General features: G+C 65.9%; 19 protein-coding genes, 1 tRNA gene and 1 pseudogene. 10 read left to right on the forward strand and 11 right to left on the reverse strand.

Features of this window, described 5'->3' with window-relative positions:
• Window positions 1-61: 61 nt before the first annotated feature.
• The 3 genes from AC0KTM_RS27915 to AC0KTM_RS27925 all read left to right on the forward strand — a co-directional run bounded on the left by AC0KTM_RS27915 (window position 62) and on the right by AC0KTM_RS27925 (window position 907).
• Window positions 62-304: a hypothetical protein gene (locus AC0KTM_RS27915; RefSeq protein WP_472417289.1), complete on the forward strand. Its 243-nt coding sequence runs from the start codon at window positions 62-64 to the stop codon at window positions 302-304.
• 87 nt (window positions 305-391) lie between these two features.
• Window positions 392-467, forward strand: a tRNA-Thr gene (locus AC0KTM_RS27920).
• A gap of 38 nt (window positions 468-505) precedes the next feature.
• Complete coding sequence (locus tag AC0KTM_RS27925; protein WP_472417291.1) at window positions 506-907, forward strand: HNH endonuclease; 402 nt, start codon at window positions 506-508, stop codon at window positions 905-907.
• A gap of 90 nt (window positions 908-997) precedes the next feature.
• Here the strand turns inward: AC0KTM_RS27925 and AC0KTM_RS27930 are convergent, their stop codons facing one another.
• Window positions 998-1,714, reverse strand: coding sequence for a hypothetical protein (locus AC0KTM_RS27930; RefSeq protein WP_238955718.1), 717 nt, complete (start codon window positions 1,712-1,714; stop codon window positions 998-1,000).
• A 157-nt stretch (window positions 1,715-1,871) separates the two neighbouring features.
• Here AC0KTM_RS27930 and phoP point away from each other — a divergent pair, with 157 nt between their 5' ends.
• The gene (gene phoP / locus AC0KTM_RS27935; RefSeq protein WP_008263800.1) at window positions 1,872-2,591 is read left to right on the forward strand and encodes a two-component system response regulator PhoP; all 720 of its coding nucleotides are present in this window, start codon (window positions 1,872-1,874) and stop codon (window positions 2,589-2,591) included.
• A 39-nt stretch (window positions 2,592-2,630) separates the two neighbouring features.
• On the forward strand, window positions 2,631-4,073 hold the full coding sequence (locus AC0KTM_RS27940) for a sensor histidine kinase (protein WP_238955719.1): 1,443 nt from the start codon (window positions 2,631-2,633) through the stop codon (window positions 4,071-4,073).
• Here the strand turns inward: AC0KTM_RS27940 and AC0KTM_RS27945 are convergent.
• The 9 genes from AC0KTM_RS27945 to AC0KTM_RS27985 all read right to left on the reverse strand — a co-directional run bounded on the left by AC0KTM_RS27945 (window position 4,061) and on the right by AC0KTM_RS27985 (window position 11,216).
• Entirely contained in the window at window positions 4,061-4,465 is a 405-nt protein-coding gene (locus AC0KTM_RS27945) for an HIT family protein (RefSeq protein ID WP_238957267.1), read from the reverse strand. The genes AC0KTM_RS27940 and AC0KTM_RS27945 overlap by 13 nt on opposite strands.
• Before the next feature lie 6 nt (window positions 4,466-4,471).
• On the reverse strand, window positions 4,472-4,909 hold the full coding sequence (locus tag AC0KTM_RS27950) for a ketosteroid isomerase family protein (protein ID WP_009951973.1): 438 nt from the start codon (window positions 4,907-4,909) through the stop codon (window positions 4,472-4,474).
• A gap of 199 nt (window positions 4,910-5,108) precedes the next feature.
• Complete coding sequence (locus AC0KTM_RS27955; RefSeq protein ID WP_225327883.1) at window positions 5,109-6,236, reverse strand: NDMA-dependent alcohol dehydrogenase; 1,128 nt, start codon at window positions 6,234-6,236, stop codon at window positions 5,109-5,111.
• Between the two features lie 156 nt (window positions 6,237-6,392).
• Window positions 6,393-6,938, reverse strand: coding sequence for a nuclear transport factor 2 family protein (locus AC0KTM_RS27960; protein ID WP_225327882.1), 546 nt, complete (start codon window positions 6,936-6,938; stop codon window positions 6,393-6,395).
• 1 nt (window position 6,939) lies between these two features.
• Window positions 6,940-7,164 carry a ferredoxin gene (locus AC0KTM_RS27965; protein ID WP_225327881.1) on the reverse strand — a complete coding sequence of 75 codons (225 nt, stop codon included), beginning with the start codon at window positions 7,162-7,164 and terminating at the stop codon, window positions 6,940-6,942.
• 12 nt (window positions 7,165-7,176) lie between these two features.
• Window positions 7,177-8,532, reverse strand: a complete 1,356-nt coding sequence (locus AC0KTM_RS27970) for a cytochrome P450 (protein ID WP_238955720.1) — start codon at window positions 8,530-8,532, stop codon at window positions 7,177-7,179.
• Window positions 8,529-9,356: an SDR family oxidoreductase gene (locus tag AC0KTM_RS27975; protein ID WP_225327879.1), complete on the reverse strand. Its 828-nt coding sequence runs from the start codon at window positions 9,354-9,356 to the stop codon at window positions 8,529-8,531. The genes AC0KTM_RS27970 and AC0KTM_RS27975 overlap by 4 nt, the downstream gene beginning before the upstream one ends.
• Window positions 9,357-10,574: a cytochrome P450 gene (locus AC0KTM_RS27980; protein WP_225327878.1), complete on the reverse strand. Its 1,218-nt coding sequence runs from the start codon at window positions 10,572-10,574 to the stop codon at window positions 9,357-9,359.
• A 3-nt stretch (window positions 10,575-10,577) separates the two neighbouring features.
• Window positions 10,578-11,216, reverse strand: a complete 639-nt coding sequence (locus AC0KTM_RS27985) for a TetR/AcrR family transcriptional regulator (protein WP_225327877.1) — start codon at window positions 11,214-11,216, stop codon at window positions 10,578-10,580.
• Between the two features lie 210 nt (window positions 11,217-11,426).
• On the opposite strand from AC0KTM_RS27985, the gene AC0KTM_RS27990 reads away from it, so the two are divergent.
• From AC0KTM_RS27990 to AC0KTM_RS28005, 4 genes are read left to right on the forward strand one after another with little or no spacing between them, the layout of a single operon-like run.
• Entirely contained in the window at window positions 11,427-12,896 is a 1,470-nt protein-coding gene (locus AC0KTM_RS27990) for an aldehyde dehydrogenase (protein WP_238955721.1), read from the forward strand.
• Between the two features lie 14 nt (window positions 12,897-12,910).
• Window positions 12,911-13,660: an SDR family oxidoreductase gene (locus tag AC0KTM_RS27995; RefSeq protein ID WP_225327875.1), complete on the forward strand. Its 750-nt coding sequence runs from the start codon at window positions 12,911-12,913 to the stop codon at window positions 13,658-13,660.
• A 44-nt stretch (window positions 13,661-13,704) separates the two neighbouring features.
• Complete coding sequence (locus AC0KTM_RS28000; RefSeq protein ID WP_238955722.1) at window positions 13,705-14,565, forward strand: NAD(P)-dependent oxidoreductase; 861 nt, start codon at window positions 13,705-13,707, stop codon at window positions 14,563-14,565.
• Window positions 14,565-15,002 (forward strand): carboxymuconolactone decarboxylase family protein, encoded by a 438-nt coding sequence (locus tag AC0KTM_RS28005; protein ID WP_067166340.1) that lies wholly within the window; start codon window positions 14,565-14,567, stop codon window positions 15,000-15,002. Before AC0KTM_RS28000 ends, AC0KTM_RS28005 begins: the two co-directional genes overlap by 1 nt.
• Here AC0KTM_RS28005 and AC0KTM_RS28010 read toward each other — a convergent pair.
• A pseudogene (locus tag AC0KTM_RS28010) lies at window positions 14,999-18,332 on the reverse strand (helix-turn-helix transcriptional regulator). The gene AC0KTM_RS28005 and the pseudogene AC0KTM_RS28010 sit on opposite strands and share 4 nt — an antisense overlap.
• 140 nt (window positions 18,333-18,472) lie before the next feature.
• Here AC0KTM_RS28010 and AC0KTM_RS28015 point away from each other — a divergent pair.
• A complete protein-coding gene (locus tag AC0KTM_RS28015) occupies window positions 18,473-19,663 on the forward strand; it encodes a serine hydrolase domain-containing protein (protein ID WP_472417293.1) in 1,191 nt (396 codons plus the stop codon).
• The last annotated feature ends 7 nt before the right edge of the window (window positions 19,664-19,670 follow it).

Below are 19,670 nucleotides of genomic sequence, written 5' to 3' on the forward strand. Positions count from 1 at the left end.
CGTGTCTGAAACCCCTGTCCTGCAAGCAGTTACCGCTCAGCGGCGAGCAGCGAATGCGGCCGTGACACTGCTATTGCTGGTTCTCAAAGTCGCGTTGATCGCCTTCGTCGTAGGCGGCACCATGGCCCTGATCACCCGCGGGGTCAAGCGTTCACGGGCGAATAGATTGGATCCACGGTGGAAGGGACACAGTGGGCAACCCGGGTGCGAGGCGTCCGCTTTGGGCGCCATGCCCAACACACCGCTTCCCGAATGGGCCTACTGGGACGACGAGGATGACGACGACCACGGCAGGGCGCGTTGACGCGCACCTCCGCCGGCTCGAGTCGACGCGTAGCTCGTACGGCATCACGCCTGCCGTAGAATCGTCCTGGCTTGTCGGGCCAGCCCGGCCGCGTTAGCTCAGTTGGTAGAGCGTCGCTCTTGTAAAGCGGATGTCGAGAGTTCGAGTCTCTCACGCGGCTCCATCCCTGTCGGTACTGAGGGATAGCGTCGCCTTGTGTCAATGACCTGTCTCGGGTGCGGAGTCGATTTCGAAGGACGTCGCCGAAAGGTGTTCTGCGCCAACGCATGCCAACAGTCACACCGCCGACGCTTGCTCTTGGAGGCCTGGCTCGACACCGGAGTTTGCGGGCGCACGTCCTACCAGGGCCACTACGTCCGCGACTACCTCTATGAGCAGCAGGGCGGCTGTTGTGCGATCTGCGGTATCGAGGACAAGTGGAACGGCGTAAGGCTGGCGCTAATCGTCGACCACATCAATGGAGACGCAAGCAATAATCGTCGGGAGAATCTCCGGCTCATTTGCCCCAACTGTGACAGCCAGCTGCCGACGTACAAGGCGAGGAATCGCGGTAGCGGTCGCTACTACCGGCGACAGCGCTACGCCGACGGCCAGTCCTATTGACGCCCCGGCCGCCTGAGCATCCAACGAACGTCCTACCCGGCTCTACCCTGAGCTAAGCAGGCGGGGTAAAACCGGACCCAGCCTAATCGGTCACTGGTCGCTGTCGATCACGCGTGCTGAGCGCACCGCCCGCGACGAGGGGCGCCGGCGTCCCGGCAGCGGGATCCGGTCGGCGATGTTGCTCAGCGGATTGACCACCATGGTGAGCGCGATAACGGCGTCTTGCAGGGTGGCGATGGCGGGCTCGAGCGCCTCCATGCCGGGGGTGAGCCGCGCCAGGGTGTCGGCGACGTCGGCGAGCTGGTCGAGCGGTCCGTGCTTCGCCGTCAGCTTGTCGACCAGGCCGCCTTCGCTGAGCAGCCGGTCGGCCAGCCCGTCCTCGGCCAGCAGTCGTTCGATCAGACCCTCCTCGGCGACCAGCTGATCGGCCAGCCCACCGGGCTGCAGCGTGCGCTGCAAGGCGCCGCCCTCGGCGGTCAGGCGGTCGAGCAGACCGCCCTCCGCGGTCAGCATGTCGACCACCCCGCCCGGGCGCAGCAAGCGGTCGAGCGGACCGTCCGGGGCCACCGCCCGACCCAGCGGGGCATCGTCGTCGAGCAGCCTGGCCAGCCGGTTGGCGCGCACGAGCGCGTCGTCGATCCCCAGCATGGACGTCATCGCGTTCGTGCCGGCGGATCCGTTCTCGCCCAAGGCCCGCTTCGCCACGCCGACGGCCGCGCTTGCCACGCCCAGGCCCGCGTCCGCCGCGGCCAGCCCGACCCGCGCGGGAGCGGTCGCGGCCGACACGATGCTTTTGGCGAGGTTCATTCCTCGAGTCTATTCGCGACGCGGCCTGCGAAGAGCCGATCCGTCCCAAGGCAATGCGGTGATGTTTGGCAGACTACTTACAGACGGTTGACACTGAGCTTTCAGGAATCACACAATCTTTCCATAGGTAACTTCAAGTAAGGGACAGAAGCACCTGATGACATCGCCAACTCCCAGTGACACCAAACCCGAGGCCCGCGTCCTCGTGGTCGACGACGAGGCCAACATCGTCGAACTGCTTTCGGTGAGTTTGAAGTTCCAGGGATTCGAGGTCTATACGGCGACCAACGGCGCCCAGGCGCTGGACCGGGCGCGTGAAGCGCGTCCCGACGCCGTCATCCTCGACGTGATGATGCCCGGCATGGACGGATTCGGGGTGCTGCGACGGTTGCGCGCCGACGGCATCGACGCCCCCGCATTGTTCCTGACGGCGCGGGATTCCTTGCAGGACAAGATCGCCGGTCTGACGCTGGGCGGCGACGACTATGTGACGAAGCCGTTCAGCCTGGAGGAGGTCGTCGCGCGGTTGCGGGTCATCCTGCGGCGCGCCGGCAAGGGCGGGGCCGAACCACGCAGCGCCCGACTGACTTTCGCCGATATCGAACTCGACGAAGAAACGCACGAGGTGTGGAAGGCCGGTCAACCGGTGTCGCTGTCGCCGACGGAATTCACGCTGCTGCGTTACTTTGTGATCAACGCGGGCACGGTGTTGAGCAAACCGAAGATCCTCGACCACGTGTGGCGCTACGACTTCGGAGGTGATGTCAATGTCGTCGAGTCCTACGTGTCGTACCTGCGCCGCAAGATCGACACCGGCGAGAAGCGGCTGCTGCACACCCTGCGCGGGGTGGGCTATGTGTTACGGGAACCGCGCTGAGCACGTGCTCAGCCAACGGCGGTAGCGAAGAATTGGGAGATGGTCACTAAGCCTCGACGTGGATTGCCGCTCCGGGTAGGGCTCGTCGCCGCCACCCTGGTGCTGGTCGCCTGCGGTCTCGCCGTTTCCGGTGTCGCAGTGACGTCGATCCTGCGGCACAGCCTGGTCAGCCGCATCGACCAGACGCTGCTCGACGCGTCGCGCGGGTGGGCGCAGGCCCCGCGGCGGCAGTCGCCCCCGCCCTACGAGGGTCCCGACCCCGGCCGGCCCCCGTCCAAGTTCTACGTGCGCGGCGTCAGCACCGATGGCACTCCGTTCACCGCCATCAACGACCGCAACGCCGAGCCGGCCCTGCCGGCCAACAACGACGTCGGTCCCAATCCGACGACGCTGCCCTCGGTGAACGGGTCGAGCATCCACTGGCGGGCCGTATCCGTGCGCGGTCCGCACGGGCTGACGACCGTGGCGATCGACCTGTCCGACCTCCAGCACACGGTCAGCTCGCTGGTCTGGCTGCAGTTCGGCATCGGGGTGGCGGTGCTGGTCTTGGTCGGGATCGCCGGCTTCGCGGTGGTGCAGCGCAGCCTGCGGCCGCTGGCCGAAGTCGAACGGACGGCCGCGGCCATCGCCTCCGGCCAGTTGGATCGCCGTGTCCCAGAACGTGATCCACGAACCGAGGTGGGCCGGCTTTCACTTGCGCTCAACGGAATGCTCGCGCAGATTCAGCAAGCGCTCGCTTCCTCGGAATCCTCGGCCGAGAAGGCCCGCGGCTCCGAGGACCGGATGCGGCGCTTCATCACCGACGCCAGCCACGAGCTGCGGACCCCGCTGACCACCATCCGCGGTTTCGCGGAACTGTATCGCCAGGGCGCCACCCGCGACGTCGCCATGTTGTTGTCGCGGATCGAGAGCGAGGCATCCCGGATGGGCCTGCTGGTGGACGACTTGCTGTTGCTGGCCCGCCTCGACGTGCAACGGCCGCTCGAGCACAACCGGGTGGACCTACTGGCGCTGGCCAGCGATGCCGTGCATGATGCGCAGGCGATCGATCCCCGGCGATCCATCACGATGAAGGTCCTCGACGGTCCCGGCACGCCGGAGGTGCTCGGCGATGAACCACGAATCAGGCAGGTGCTGAGCAACCTGATCGCCAACGCCTTGCAGCACACCCCGGAGAGCGCCGACGTGACGGTGCGGGTCGGCACCGACGGCGATGACGCGGTCCTCGAAGTGGCGGACAAGGGCCCCGGCATGAGCGAGCAGGACGCGTCGCGGGTGTTCGAGCGGTTCTATCGCACGGACTCGTCGCGGGCGCGGGCCAGCGGCGGTACCGGTCTCGGTCTGTCCATCGTCGAGTCGCTGGTGCGGGCGCACGGCGGTGTCGTCAGCGTGACCACCGCTCCGGGCGAGGGCTGCTGCTTCCGGGTGACGTTGCCGCGCATCAGTGACGTCCATGCGCAGCACGCGGTTCACGTTAACTGAGCCAGGGCCGCCTTGATCTTGGCCTGGGCCTCGTCCAGTGATTCCGGTGAGGGGTTGCGGTCCACGTTGGCGAAGCCGAAGTCGCTGAGGCTGCGGGTGGGGAAGACGTGCACGTGCAGGTGGGGCACCTCCAAGCCGGCGATGATCAGGCCGGACCGTTCGGTTCTGAAGGCCTTGCACACGGCCTTGCCGATCAACTGACTCACGGTCATCACCCGGGCGAAGGCCGCGCCATCGACGTCCTGCCAATTGTCGATCTCCTCGCGCGGCACGACGAGGGTGTGCCCCTGGGTCATGGGCTCGATCGTCAGGAACGCGACGACGTCGTCGTCCTCATAGACAAAGCGGCCGGGCAGTTCACGGTTGATGATCTTGGTGAAGATCGACGCCATGGGCACTCACTCCTCCTTGCCGAACTGCATCATCTCGAGGTTCCAGTAGCCACGCATGTTGGTGATCAGCCCGGCGTCGTTGACCTTATAGGTGAACACCCCGCGCACCGAGCTGGTGAGGCCGCCCTCGAACTTGCTGTTGAGCACCAAGATGTGGGCGATCTCGTCGGGCGAACTCGACGGGAAGGTCTCCTCGCAGGTGATGGAGAGCTGATTGGCCGCGATGTTGGTGTCGAAGAACGCGCCGACCGCCTCCTTGCCGCGGACACCGGTGCCGTCGGGGTTGGTGACGGACTTGCCGATCGGGTCCTCGATGACGACGTCATCGGACATCAGCGCCAGCCAACCCGCCCGGTCGTGCGCCTGCACGCACCGCCACGAGGACTGCGACGCGGCCAGGGCCGGCGATGCCTGGGATTCTTGAGCTGCTGCGGCTTCGGTCATTTCTTCTCCTGTCACTGGTGTGCGCACACCGTTCGTTCGTGCGCCGATTGCGTTGGGGCGCAAGGAAGGAGCTCGACGGCGACTCGTCCGTCGCGGAGTTGAGCACGAGGTCGCGCACCGTCATGGCGCCGGTTCGTCCCGGCGCCATGACGGTGGCGGAAAGCCGGTCACTTAAAAGACGCGGCTGATGACGGGTGATTTACCGGTCGGCGTCGGTGTAGCGGATGACGCCGCGAATGTTCTTGCCGTCCAGCATGTCCTGGTAGCCGTCGTTGATCTGTTCGAGACGGTATTGGCGGGTGATCATGTCGTCCAGGTTCAGCTTGCCGGCCTTGTACATCGACAGCAGCTGCGGGATGTCGTACTGCGGGTTACCGCCACCGAAGATGGTGCCCTGCAGGTTCTTCTGCATCAGTGTCAGCATCGCCAGGTTGAGGTTGACGTTGGTGTCCAGCAGGCTGCCGATGGCGGTCAGCACGCAGGTCCCGCCCTTTTGGGTGATGTTGAGGTAGTTGTCGACGTCGGCGCCCTGCAGCTCACCGACGGTGACGACGACCTTGTGGGCCATCAGGCCGTAGGTGACCTCGGCCATGCCCGCCATCGCGGCCATGATGTCGGGGTAGACGTGGGTGGCGCCGAACTTCAGCGCCTGGTCGCGCTTCCACTCCACCGGGTCGATCGCGAAGATGTAGCGCGCGCCGGCGTTGACCGCGCCCTGCAGCGCCGCCATGCCGACCCCGCCGACGCCGACGATGGCGACGTCCTGGCCCGGCCGGATGTCCGCGGTGCGGACCGACGAACCGTAACCGGTGGTGACGCCGCAGCCGACCAGCGCGGCGACCTCGAAGGGGACCGACTCATCGATCTTCACCACCGAGCTGCGGTGTACGACCATGTAGGGGGAGAACGTTCCCAGCAGCGTCATGGGGAAGACGTTCTGGCCGCGCGCCTGGATGCGGAAGGTCCCGTCGGACACCGCGGCGCCGCCCAGCAGGCCGGCTCCCAGGTCGCACAGGTTGCGCATGCCCGCCTGACAGGTCGGACATTGCCCGCAGGACGGGATGAACGACAGCACCACGTGGTCACCGGGGGCGATGTCTTCCACACCCGGGCCGACCTCGGTGACGATGCCCGCGCCCTCGTGACCGCCCAGCACCGGGAAACCGGCCATCGGGATACCCCCGGTGACCAGGTGATGGTCGGAGTGGCACATGCCCGCCGCTTCCATCTGGATCTTGACCTCATGCGCTTGCGGGTCGCCGATCTCGATTTCCTCGATGGACCAGGGCTGGTTGAACTCCCAGATCAGTGCGCCTTTTGTCTTCACGATGGTCCTGACCCCATTTCGCCTTTGAATTGATCAGCGCTGACCGGCCCCTTCATGCCGGCCAGCTAGGTGACGGGTGCCACAGGCACCCTTGTCGCGTCAGCATAGCGCGTGCAACAAATCAAATGCTTGGTTGGCTCCCCGCCAGTGGTTCGGTCACCAGATGGGGACCGGTGCCTCGCCAAGCGGGTAGTAACCCGGCAGCTTTTCGCCGGCGAGGCTGCGCTCGATGCGCTTCTGCATGCCGTCGCTCAGGTCCCCGGACTCGATGAGCTTGCCGAACATGTACGCGACGTGGCCGAAGTCGAAGAAGTCCCGCTGCCACTCGATCAGCCGGTCGCTGTTGAGGCGGAACCAGCTGCCGCCGATGCCGTAGATCTCGTCCTGGGTGCCGTCGGCCTTGTTGACGATCTGTTTCCAGAAGCCGACGATCTCGCCCTGCTTCTCGTCGATGAGCACCTTCTGGTACTCGTACACCCAGTTCTCCAGGCCTTCCATCTCCAAACCCAAAGCGATGTCACGGATCTCGTCGACGCCCACGCACATCACGTCTTCCTTGGGGCCGATGTTCCAGCCGTAGGTGGCGTCTTTCGTGTAGAAGTCCGCCAATGGCCGCCAGTCACCGGCCTTTTCGCAGTCCTTGTTGGCCTGCAGCCAGCGGTCGACCCATGCCTCGAGATCTTCGCGCGAGTGTGACGCCATCTCAGTCTTCTTTCTCTCTGATGAACAGTGCTTGCGTTGGGCACATATCGACCGCGCGCTCGACTTCGTCGCGGGCGTCTTCGGGCGGTTCGGGGTCGATGATCTCGACCTTGCCCCGCTTGGGCACCCGGAAGTAGTCGGGCGCCTCGAGTTCGCACATGGCGTGGCCCTGACACAAATCCAGATCGGCTTCGATTCTGAATCCGCTCGGTGTTTCCCGGCCCATGGGCCTCACTCCTTACGCATTGCGCTTGCGGTAGCGGACCTTCGCCGGCCGGGCCAGCTGCACAACCATCTTCGAGTGGTCGTTGTGATAGCTGTCCGCTGGTTGCGCCATCTCGAAGTCGTACTCGCGCAGGAGAACCGAGAAGATCGCCTTGATCTGCATCTGGGCGAACGCGGCGCCGACGCAGCGGTGGCGTCCCGCGCCGAACGGAATCCAGGTCCACCGGTTGACGATGTCGGCCTGCTCGGGCTTGTTGTAGCGGTCGGGCTTGAACGCGTCGGGGTCGGGGAAGTCCTCGGCAATCCGGTTGGAGATCGCCGGGGACGCCGCGACGTAGTCGCCGTTGTGAATCGGGAAGCCCTCGACCTCGAATTCGCCCTTGGCGACCCGCATCAGGATGATCAGCGGCGGGTGCAGCCGCAGGGTCTCCTTGACCACGTTGTCCAGCTTCGGAATCGAGCGCAGCGCATGGAAACTCACCTCCTGGCCGTCGGCGTAGAGCTCCTCGAGCTCGGCCAGCACCTCGGCGTACACCTCGGGATGGCGGATCAACTCGATCAACGTCCACGCCGAGGTCCCGGAGCTGGTGTGGTGCCCGGCGAACATCAGCGAGATGAACATCCCGGTGACCTCGTCCGCGGAGAACCGCGGATTGCCGTCCTCGTCCCTGATCGACACCAGCACGTCGAGCATGTCGCGGTCGGCCTTGTCCTTGGGCGGATTGGCCAGCCGCTGGTCCATGATCTCCTGAACCAGCGCAACGAGTTTGACGCGGGCCTCGTCGCGGCGCCGGAAACTCTCGATCGGCAGGTACGGATCGACGTAGCACAGCGGATCGGTGCCGCGCTCCAGCTCGTGGTAGTACTCGGCGAACCGGTGGTCGAGCTGCTCGCGGAACTTCAGCCCGATCAGGCAGGCCGTCGAGGTGTAGATCGTCAGCTCGGCGAAGAAGTCGAGCAGCTCGATCTCGCCCTCGTCGCCCCAGTCGGCGATCATCTTCTTGACTTCGCCCTCGATGGTGCTGGCGTGACCCTTCATCTGCTCGCCGCGCAGCGCCGAGTTGTGCAACATCTCCTTGCGCCGCTCGGGGCTCGCGTCGAACACCACGCCCTTGCCGAAGATCGGCGTCATGAAGGGGTAGGCCTCGGCCTGATCCAGGTCTTCGTCGGCGGAGCGGAAGAAGAACTCGTTGGCGCCCGCGCCGGACAACAGGATGACGTGCTTTCCGGCCAGCTGGAACCAGCCGACGTCGCCGCACTCGTCACGGACGCGTTTCATCAAACCGATTGGGTCGGTGCGGAATTCCTCGAGGTGGCCGTGCTCTTCTTCACCGCCGGAAACCCGGGGCACGATCGCGGTGGTCGTCATTGTCCTGGCATCCCCTCTTCGCCGAGTGCGAGCTTCTGGCGTTCTTTGTTGTCGGTCAACGGGGCTTCGGGCTGAAGTTCCATGTTCGCGATGAAACCGCCCCGCGGCGTCTCCGCTACGAACGTGATCGCCCGCGCGAGATCGGCGGCCCGCAGGAAGTAGTCGTGGCGGGCCTGCCCCCACTTGGCCCAGTCTTCGAGTGCGGGGCCGATCTTTTCGGCGGGCAGGCTCCAGCCCATCGACGTCTTCGTCGGGCCGGGATGCACGATCGAGGCCCGCACGCCCGTGCCCTCGAGCTCCATCTGGAAGTTGGTGACCATCGCGACCAGAGCGGCCTTGGCCGCACCGTAGGCGCCCATGTGCGGGCGCTGGCGCAGGGCCACGTCGGAGCCGACGAAGATCAGGTCGCCCCGCTGCCGCTCCAGCATGCCGGGCAGCACCGCGGCGGCCAGCCGGTTGGCGCCGACGAGGTGGATCTGCAGCTGGGACTCGAATTCGTCGGTGGTGATCTCGGCGAGTTTGCCGAAGTACGTGTCGCCCGCCCCGGCCACCAGCACCTCGACATCACCGAGCGCCTCGACCGACTGTGCCACAAAGGATTTCACCGAATTCGGGTCGGTGACGTCCAGGTGGAACCCGACCGCCTCACCGCCCTCGGCGTTGATCTTGCCGACGATGTCGTCGAGCTTCTCCACCCGGCGTGCGCCCAGGGCGACCGGGAAGCCGTGCGCCGCGAGCTCGATGGCGGTGGCCTCCCCGATACCGGAGGAGGCACCGGCCACGATGGCGGGCCGGCGTTCGGGCAGGGGCTCAAAGCGGGGCATTCAGCGGACCTCCACGCGCATTGGTAGGTGGGCGAATCCGCGGACGTTGCTGGAGTGGACGCGGACGGCGTTGGCCTCGTCCACTTCATAGCCGCGGATTCGCTTGAACAACTCGGTGAGCGCCACCCGGGCTTCCATCCGCGCCAGATGCGCGCCCAGGCAGAAGTGTGCGCCACTACCGAAACTCAATAGCTTGGGCCCGATTTCGCGCCCGATCACATAATCGTCAGGGTTGTCGAAGACCCGCTCGTCACGATGGCCCGAACCGGGCAACAGCAGTAGAACGTCGCCGTCGGGAATGGTGGTGTCGTAGAGGGTGAGCTCGCCGGACACGGTGCGGGCCAGGATCTGGCTGGAGGTGTCGTAGCGCAACGTCTCCTCGACCCACAGCGGCACTCGAGACAGATCGTCGTAGACCGGGGTCAGCTGATCGGGGTTCTTATGACCCCAAAAGGCGGCGTTGGCAAGCAGTTTGGTGGTGGTCTCGTTTCCCGCGATCACCATGAGGAACATGAAGCCGAGCACCTCGTCGTCGGTGAGCCGGTCGCCGTCGATCTCGGCTTCCAGCAGCGCCGACGTCAGATCGTCCGTCAATTGCTCGCGCCGCTCGGCCACCATCTGTTGGTAGTAGACGATGAGGTTGAGGGAGGCCTCGACGGCCTCGGGCGGCACGTCGGTGACGCCCTCGTCGCGGTGCATCACCCCGTCGGCCCACGCCCGCACCTGATCCCGATCCGGCACGGGGACACCCATCAGTTCGGAGATGACGTCCATGGGCAGCTTGCCGGCGAACTCGTCGACATAGTCGACGGTGCCGTTCTTCGCCTTGGCCAGCATGGTGTCGAGGTGCTGCGTCGCGATCTCGGTGACCCGGGGTTCGAGCTCGCGAATCCGGCGCGGGGTGAAGCCCTTTGAGACCAGCGTGCGCAGACGCAGGTGGGCCGGATCGTCCATCGCGAGAAAGCTCATCGTCTTACTGGCGTGCGGGCCGCGCGACGCCGGATCCAGCGAGACGCCGTACTTGTTGGACAGCGTCGTGCTGTTGCGGAATCCCTGCAGCACATCCTGATGCCGCGACAGCGCCCAGAACTTCAGTTCCTCATTGCGATACAGCGGGGCGTCGTCGCGAAGACGCTTGTAGTACGGGTACGGATCCTCGTGGAAGTCGTAATCGTAGGGATCGAGGACGAGCTCGTGGTCGCCAACATGGACGGTCATCGCTTAGGTTCCTGCCTCTGTCTCTTGGCTTGTGTCTGCGGCGCCGGTCAGGATCAGCCGGACCACGTAGGCCAGCCGGTCGGCGATCTCGCGGTAGCTGAATTCGCCACTGCCGCCTTGGACCAGCGCACCGAAAAACGACATCTCCAACGCGGAAACGGTAGTGGGATCGGCGTTGGGGCCCATCGCGGATGTGATCCGGCGGTGGATCTCCACGCCGATGCGGTCGCGCGCGGCACGCACCGCGGGGTCCGCTCCGCCGCTGAGCAAGGCCGTCGTGCAGGCGGCGCTGACCTCGGGTTCGTCGGCGACCACCAGGGCCAGATGACGCAGCACCTGTTCCACCCTGGTGGGCATCGGGTCGTTCACGTCGGTGAAGTAGGGAACCTGCCGCACCAGGTCCAGGTAGACCTCGGCGATCAGGTGATTCTTCGAGGAGAAGTAGGTGTAGGCGGTGGCCGGTGCGACCTTGGCGCGGGCCGCTACCGCGCGCACGGTCAGATCGGCGTAGGACTTTTCACGCAACGTTTCGATGCCGGCGGCCAGCACTTTCCGGAAGGTCTCCTCTTGACGCCGATTGCGCGGCGTCTGACCGGTCTGGCGGTCGGCGTCGGAGGTGATCGCCAGGGCATCGCTGGACACATGTCCAAGCTAGTGGATGGTGTCGGCACGAAGCAAGTCCGATTCGTCAACATTGTGCTTAATCAGCCATTTTATGGCGATTCCGCGTGTCTACCGGGATCGGCTCTTGCACCGCCGCTGACCAGAAGACTATGGTTCGATCGGACGATATCGGACAACTGTCCACTAGATTGGCGTGCCGGTGCGGCCGCGCACAGACAGGAGCGGGACATGGCCTTGTTGGCCGACGGCGTGAGCGAACTCTTTATCGACGGCAAGATGTCGGCCGGCAGCGCCGGCACGTTTCCCACGGTCAATCCGGCGACCGAGGAAGTGCTCGGGGTCGCCGCCAACGCCGACGCCGCCGACATGGACCGCGCGATCGATGCCGCGCGGCGCGCCTTCGACGAGACGGACTGGTCGCGCGACACCGAGTTGCGGGTGCGTTGCGTGCGGCAACTGCGCGAGGCGATGCAGCAGCACCTCGAAGAATTGCGGGATCTGACCATCGCCGAAGTCGGGGCGCCGCGAATGCTCACCAGCATCGCTCAGCTCGAAGGCCCGGTCAACGACCTGGCGTTTGCCGCCGACACCGCCGAATCCTATGAATACCAACAGGATCTGGGCGAGGCGTCACCGATGGGCATCCCTACCAGGCGCACAATCGCGCGTGAGGCCGTAGGCGTCGTCGGCGCCATCACCCCGTGGAACTTTCCTCACCAGATCAACCTCGCCAAGATCGGGCCGGCCCTGGCCGCCGGAAACACCGTCGTCCTCAAGCCCGCACCCGACACCCCCTGGTGTGCCGCCGTGCTGGGGGAACTCATCGCCGCGCATACCGACTTTCCGCCCGGCGTCCTCAACATCGTCACCTCAGACGACCACGGCGTCGGAGCGTTGCTGTCGAAAGACCCGCGGGTGGACATGGTTTCGTTCACCGGGTCGACGGCGACCGGGCGTAGCGTGATGGCCGACGGCGCAGCGACCATCAAGAAGGTCTTCCTCGAGCTGGGCGGCAAGTCGGCGTTCATCGTCCTCGACGATGCCGACCTCGGCGGCGCGGTGGGCGTGGCGGCGTTCTCGGTGTGCATGCACGCGGGCCAAGGCTGCGCGATCACCACCCGGCTGGTGGTGCCGCGGGCGAAGTACGACGAGGCCGTCTCGATCGCGGCCGCGACGATGGGCGGTATCAAGGCCGGTGACCCCACCGACCCCGGAACCATCTGCGGCCCAGTGATTTCGGCGCGCCAGCGGGACCGCATACAGGGCTACCTCGACTCGGCGATCGCCGAGGGCGGGACGTTCGCCTGCGGAGGCGGGCGGCCGGCCGACCGCGAAGTCGGCTTCTTCATCGAGCCCACGGTGATCGCGGGACTGGGCAACGACGCCCGCTGCGCGCGCGAGGAGATCTTCGGGCCGGTCCTGACGGTGATTCCACACGACGGCGACGACGACGCGGTCCGCATTGCCAACGACTCACCGTACGGACTGTCGGGCACCGTGTTTGGCGCTGACCCGGACAGGGCCGCGCGGGTCGCCGCCCGGGTCCGCGCGGGCACGATCAACGTCAACGGTGGCGTGTGGTACTCGGCCGATGCGCCCTTCGGCGGTTACAAGCAGTCCGGAAACGGACGCGAGATGGGCCTTGCCGGTTTCGAGGAGTACCTGGAAACCAAAACTATTGCGACAGCGATTAACTAAAGGAGCTTGCAAGCATGCGATTCGAGAACAAGGTCGGCATCGTCACCGGGTCCGGGGGCGGCATCGGGCAGGCCTATGCCGAGGCGCTGGCCCGTGAGGGCGCCGCGGTGGTGGTCGCCGACATCAACGCCGAGGCGGCCGAGTCGGTCGCCAAGCAGATCGTGGCCGACGGCGGAACCGCGATCAGCATTCCGGTCGACGTGTCCGACCCGGCGTCGGCCAAGGCGATGGCCGACCGCACGCTGGCCGAATTCGGCGGCATCGACTACCTGGTCAACAACGCCGCGATCTTCGGGGGCATGAAGTTGGACTTCTTGCTCACCATCGACCCCGAGTACTACAAGAAGTTCATGAGCGTGAACCTCGACGGGGCGTTGTGGTGCACGCGCGCGGTGTACAAGAAGATGGCCAAGCGCGGCGGCGGGGCGATCGTCAACCAATCATCCACCGCCGCCTGGCTGTACTCGAACTACTACGGCCTGGCCAAGGTTGGCCTCAACGGCCTGACGCAGCAACTGTCCCGCGAGCTCGGCGGCCAGAAGATCCGGATCAACGCGATCGCGCCGGGCCCCATCGACACCGAGGCGAACCGGACCACCACCCCCCAAGAGATGGTCGCCGACATCGTCAAGGGTCTGCCGCTGTCGCGCATGGGGACACCCGCGGACCTGGTCGGCATGTGCCTGTTCCTGCTGTCCGACGAGGCGTCGTGGATCACCGGGCAGATTTTCAATGTCGACGGTGGACAGATAATCCGGTCATAGCCGCCGGCGACGATGCAGAGCGAAGCGATGAGGAGGAGTGGCGCATGACTGAAGCGCTCAAGCTCGGCTACATCGGGCTGGGCAATATGGGCGCTCCGATGGCCACAAAGATGACCGAATGGCCAGGCGGGGTAACGGTTTTCGACATTCGGACCGAGGCGATGACGCCGTTGGCCGAAAAGGGCGCCGGCCTGGCCGACAGCGTGGCCGACATTGCCGTCGCCGCCGACATCATCCACATCACCGTCCTCAACGACGCTCAGGTGCGCAAGGTGGTTGGCGAGTTGGCGGCGCACGCCAAGCCCGGGACAGTCATCGCGATCCACTCGACCATCAGTGACACCACTGCCGTCGAACTCGCGGCCGAACTCAAACCGCAAGACATCCACATCGTCGACGCGCCCGTGAGCGGCGGGGCCGCCGCGGCGGCCAAAGGCGAACTCGCCACGATGGTGGGCGCCGAGCGCGAGGTCTACGAGAAGATCAAGCCGGCGTTCAAACACTGGGCGGCGATGGTCATCCACGCGGGCGAGCCGGGTGCGGGGACGCGAATGAAGCTGGCCCGCAACATGTTGACGTTCACCTCCTATGCCGCGGCGTGCGAGGCCATGAAGCTCGCCGAGGCGGCCGGGCTGGATCTGCAGGCGTTGGGCCGGGTGGTGCGGCACACCGACGCGCTCACCGGTGGCCCGGGCGCGATCATGGTGCGTGAGGACATGAAAGACCTTGAGCCGGACAACTTCCTGTACCAACCGTTCTTGCACACCCGGGGGCTGGGGGAGAAGGATCTGAGCCTGGCGCTGGCTCTGGGCGAGTCGGTGTCGGTCGATCTGCCGCTCGCGCAGTTGGCCTACGAGCGGTTGGCCGCGGGCCTCGGGGTGCCACACACGGAGAAAGAGGCGTAATGGACGAGCTGCGCAGCAAGGGTCTCGCGAAGATGAACGAGGTCTACGGCTGGGAGATGCCCAACATCGAAGGCGACGCGTACTTCGACCTGACAGTCGATCACCTGTTCGGCAGCATCTGGACCCGTCCGGGATTGTCGATGCGCGACAAGCGCATCATGACACTGACGGCCGTGACCGCGATCGGCAATCGCGACCTGGCCGAGATCCAGATCAACGCCGCGCTCCTCAACGGTGAACTTTCCGAGACCGAACTGAAGGAGATGGCCGTCTTCCTCACCCATTACCTGGGCTTCCCCTTGGGTTCGGCCCTCAACGGCGCGGTGGACGCCGTCGTGGCCAAGCGCAAGAAGGCCGCGGCAAAGGGCGCCGGAGAAGACAAGAAGGCGAACGTCGAGGGTGCGCTGAAGATGCACTCGGGCAATAAGGGCGATTAAGCGTGGCGTGAAGCCTCTTGGGCGAGCTGCACTCTCGAGCTGATAGCCAGTTTGGAGTAGACGTGGCCGAGATGTGCTTGCACGGTGCGCGCCGAAAGAAAGAGGCGCGCGGCGATGTCTTTGTTCGAGAGCCCCTCGCTGACCAGCCTCACTACGTTGAGTTCGGCGGGTGTCAGTGAATCCCAGCCCGTTGCCGGCCGCTTACGTTCGCCGCGACCGCGCTGTGCATAAGCGATCGCTTCGTCGATTGACAGCGACTCACCCTCGGTCCATGCGTCATGGAATTCGCCCTCGCCCATGACCTCCCGCAGTGCCGCCACCGACGCGGCATAGTCGGCGTCATAGATCTTGAAGCGGACCTGGCCGGTGCGGCGGCGAGATTCGGTCGCAGCTCCGAAAAGACGGGCGGCATGTTGGTTGGCGCCGACCCGTACCGCGATTATCGCGAGACACTCGAGCACGTCGGGAACGATCCGTTGACCCTCGAGCCTCTTAGCGCGCGTGAGCGCGTCGTGGGCATCGCGTTCAGCCTGATGTGAATCCCCCTGCGCGATCCCAACGCGCGCGCGTGCGGCCAGCGCCTGCATTTGGTGCAGGCCCGGAGCCACCGACACGGCGGCATCGGCCCAACGGCGGGCCGCGGTCAGATCTCCCCGCGCCAGCGCAACCTCCGCGAGCGGGATTACGTTCACGATTGCCAGTTCGGGCTGGACGCTCAGCAGCCGCCAGGCGGTCTCGCTGGCGCTGGCTGCCGCTTCCACGTCGCCCGCGGCGAGATTCGCGACAGCCAACGCCGCATAGCCAAATCCTTGGTTGAACTCGCCGAGGTCCGCGGCAGCTTCCACGCGCGCTTGCGGCCGCGCACGCATCGCTCGTTTGGCCGGCGTAGGACCGCATATGCCCCAGGGAGACGAGGCTGGACATCTTCCACGTTTCGTCGTGTGCCGCGTCCGATTCGGCCACCAAATCACGGAATTCCGCAATCGCACCGGTGATATCGCCGCCCCACCATTGCGCCAAGGCCACGCACCAGCGGCACATCCGGGAGGTGTACCCGTCACCGACCGCATCGGCGATTGCGCGGCCCTCTTCACCGGCCGCACGAGCCGCTATGGCGTCACCCTTCCCGGTGACTGCTGCGAACGCCTGAAAAGCGAGAATCTGGCTCAGGCTCCAGTCGTCACCCAGCTCGCGAGCCAGTCCCAGCGCCTCATCGAGGTAAGTCTTGGCGGCCTCTGCGTCGTAGGCGGTGAGGAGGCCGCACGCGAGGAGCGCGCGAACCAGTAAGGCGGGGTCATTGAGTTCACGGGCGATGGTCAGCGCCTCTAGGGCCGTGTCCACGCGGTCGTGGATGTTCTGTGCGGCGTCGAGGGCGGCACTGTCCGCCAGGGCCCGCGCGCGAACCGTGACCGGTACTCCACTCAGGTGCGGCTTGCCGCCGGCCAGCGCTGCGTCGAACCAGGCACGTCCTTCACGCACGCGGCCGCGGGTTAACCACAACGGCTGCAACGCCGACGCGAGCTGTATTGCGGTTACGGTTTCGCCGTTTTCCCGGCACCAGGCGAACGCGGCGCGCAGGTTGTCTATCTCGGTTTCGGCTTGCTCCACGCGGTGCTGATGGCCCGACCAGCCGGGCTCGTCGAGCATGGCGGCCATTGCGGAGTAGTGGTCGCGGTGGCGCCCGCGGACGGCGTCGGCTTCGCCGGACTCGCTGAGCTTTTCGAGCGCGTACTGGCGGACCGTCTCCAGCATTCGGTATCGGGTTCCGAGGTCGCCGTCCTCTGCCGCTATGAGCGATTTGTCGATGAGCAGCGTGAGCTGGTCGAGAATCTGATAGCTCTCGACATCGCTGTCACCGCAAACCGCTTGTGCCGCATCGAGGTCGAACCCGCCGTGGAACACCCCCGCCCGGCGGAACAGGACCCGTTCCGGTTCGGTCAACAGCGCGTGCGACCAGTCGACCGACGCCCGCAGCGTCTGCTGGCGGCGAACGGCCGTGCGTGCGCCGCCGGTCAGCAGGCGGAAGCGGTTGTGCAGGCTGTCGAGGATCTGCGTCAGCGACAGCGCGCGAACTCGCGCGGCCGCCAGCTCGATCGCCAAGGGCATGCCGTCCAGGCGCTCGCAGATCTCCGCCACCGCGGCCGAGTTATGCTCAGACACAACGAAATCAGGACGTACCTGGCGCGCGCGATCAGTGAACAATGCGATCGCCTCGTCCGTCAGCGACAAGGACGGCACCCCCCAGGCGACTTCGCCCGGCACCCGGAGCGGTTCACGGCTCGTGGCGAGAATATTCACCGCCGGGCACGCCCCCAGCAACGCAACGGTCAGCGAGGAACATGCCTCGATCAGGTGCTCACAGTTGTCCAAGACGATGAGGATGTGTCGCCCGGCGATCACGTGGGTCAGGGTGTCGATCGTCGAACGCCCCACTTGGTCGGGCAGTCCCAGCGCCCGCGTCACGGCGACCGGTACGACGGCGCGGTCGGTGATCGCTGCCAGATCGACGTACCACACGCCGTCCGCGAAATCGCTATCCATCCGGTCCGCGATCTGCACCGCTAGGCGCGTCTTGCCCACACCGCCCGCGCCGGTCAGCGTCACCAATCGGTTGCCCGCGACGATTTCGCGCACGGTCTTGATTTCGGCGTCGCGGCCGACGAAGCTCGTGAGCTGCACCGGAAGATGCTGCTTTCCAGTGCTTTTCGATGCGCGCAGTGGTGGGAAGTCGTTGCGCACCTCCGGATGGCACAGCTGGGTCACCCGTTCTGGGCGGGGCAAGTCCCGCAACTGGTGGGTGCCCAGATCGAGCAGCCACGCGTCGGCGGGAAGACCGTCGGCCAGCAGGTCACTCGTCGTGGCCGACAGGACCGTCTGGCCCCCGTGGGCGAGGTCGCGCAGCCGTGCGGTGCGGTTGATGGTGGGCCCCACGTAGTTTGCTTCGTCGCGCAATTGCACTTCGCCAGTGTGCAAACCGATCCGCAGGCTGATCGGGGCAAGCGGCGCGAGCTGAAGCCGCAGCGCGAACGCTGCGGCGTCGCTGGCACGGGCGAACGCCACGACGAAGCTGTCGCCCTCGCCCTGCTCCACGGGGCGCACCCCGCCGTGCTGGGCCACCAGATCCGATAGCGTGCGGTCCAGGCGCGCCACCGCGGCACCCATTTCTTCGGGCTGGGTCTGCCATAGCCGCGTCGACCCCTCGACGTCGGCCAGCAGCAACGTCACCGTTCCAGTCGGGAGCTCGCTTACGCCCAAATCACTCCACTTCAGAGGTTCCAGCGGCGGCGTTTCCGCACGTCGATCGGTGGTCTCAGTCATGTTAGCCAGCATGCGGCAATCGCAGGCAGCAAACATCAGCGCAATGGCCTAGAACGCGGCTTCGGCGCCGTGCCCCGGATCTAGGCCGGTTGGCGAATGTTGTTCACCGCGATCCGCCCCATAGTGGGTCCACCGGACTCAAGGAGGTACCAATGGCAAGCCGAACTCTCATCGACGCCCACTTCACCACGGGTGTCCTGCACGGGCACTACGACAGTCGCTTCGAGGACCTCGTCGCCGGGCTGGCCGACGAGGTCAGCACCGGCGGCGAGCTCGGCGCGGCCATAGCCATCGACATCGACATCGACGGCGAACTGGTCGTCGACATCTGGGGCGGACACGCCGACAGGGCGAAAACCCGCGAATGGTCGCAAGACACCATCGTCAATGTCTTTTCGAGCACCAAGAACGTGACCGCGCTGGCCGCGCTGACACTCATCGACCGCGGGCTGCTCGACCCCTTCGCCCCGGTCGCGAAGTACTGGCCCGAGTTCGCCGCCAACGGCAAGGAGCAGGTCGAAGTGCGGCACGTCCTCAGCCACACCTCCGGAGTGTCCGGCTGGGAGATGCCGTTTCGCCTCGAGGACGTCTACGACTGGCAGAAATCCACGTCGCGACTGGCCGCCCAAGCCCCGTGGTGGCAACCCGGCACCGCGTCCGGCTATCACGCCGTGACCAGTGGCCACCTGATTGGCGAGATCGTGCGGCGGATCACCGGAAAGACACTGAAAAACTTCGTGCGTGACGAGATCGCCGAACCGTTGGGTTCCGACTTTCAGATTGGAGCGGTGCCCGAAGACGACGCCCGCATCGCGGAGCTGGTCCCGCCACCACCGCTGGATGTTCCACTCGACGCGGTGCCCCATGACCATCCGATGTACAAGACATTCGCCGCCGTGCCGCCCACTCCGGAATCCGCGCTGGCGGCCGAGACCACGGCGTGGCGCCGCGCGGACATCGGCTCGGCCAATGGTCACGGCAACGCTCGGTCGTTGGTCCGCGCCCTTTCGCCAATCTCGTTGGGTGGCAGCGTCAATGGAACGCGGCTACTGAACCCGGACACCATCGACCTGATCTTTCAAGAACATGCCAACGGGACCGACCTGGTCCTGGCCATGCCGGCGCGGTGGGGCCTGGGGTTCGCGCTGCCCCACCCCGAAGCGGTGCCGGACATGCCCGACGGGAAGGTCTGCTATTGGGGCGGCTGGGGCGGGTCGATGGTGGTCATGAATCCCGACCGCCGTGCCACCTTCGCCTATGTGATGAACAAGATGGGACAGGTCACCTCGGCGGGAACCGAGCGCACCCGCAAGTACACGCGACTCATCTACCAGGCCTTGTAGGAGTCGC

It is taken from the genome of Mycobacterium sp. NTMscope_Eco_3 (genome assembly GCF_976985685.1).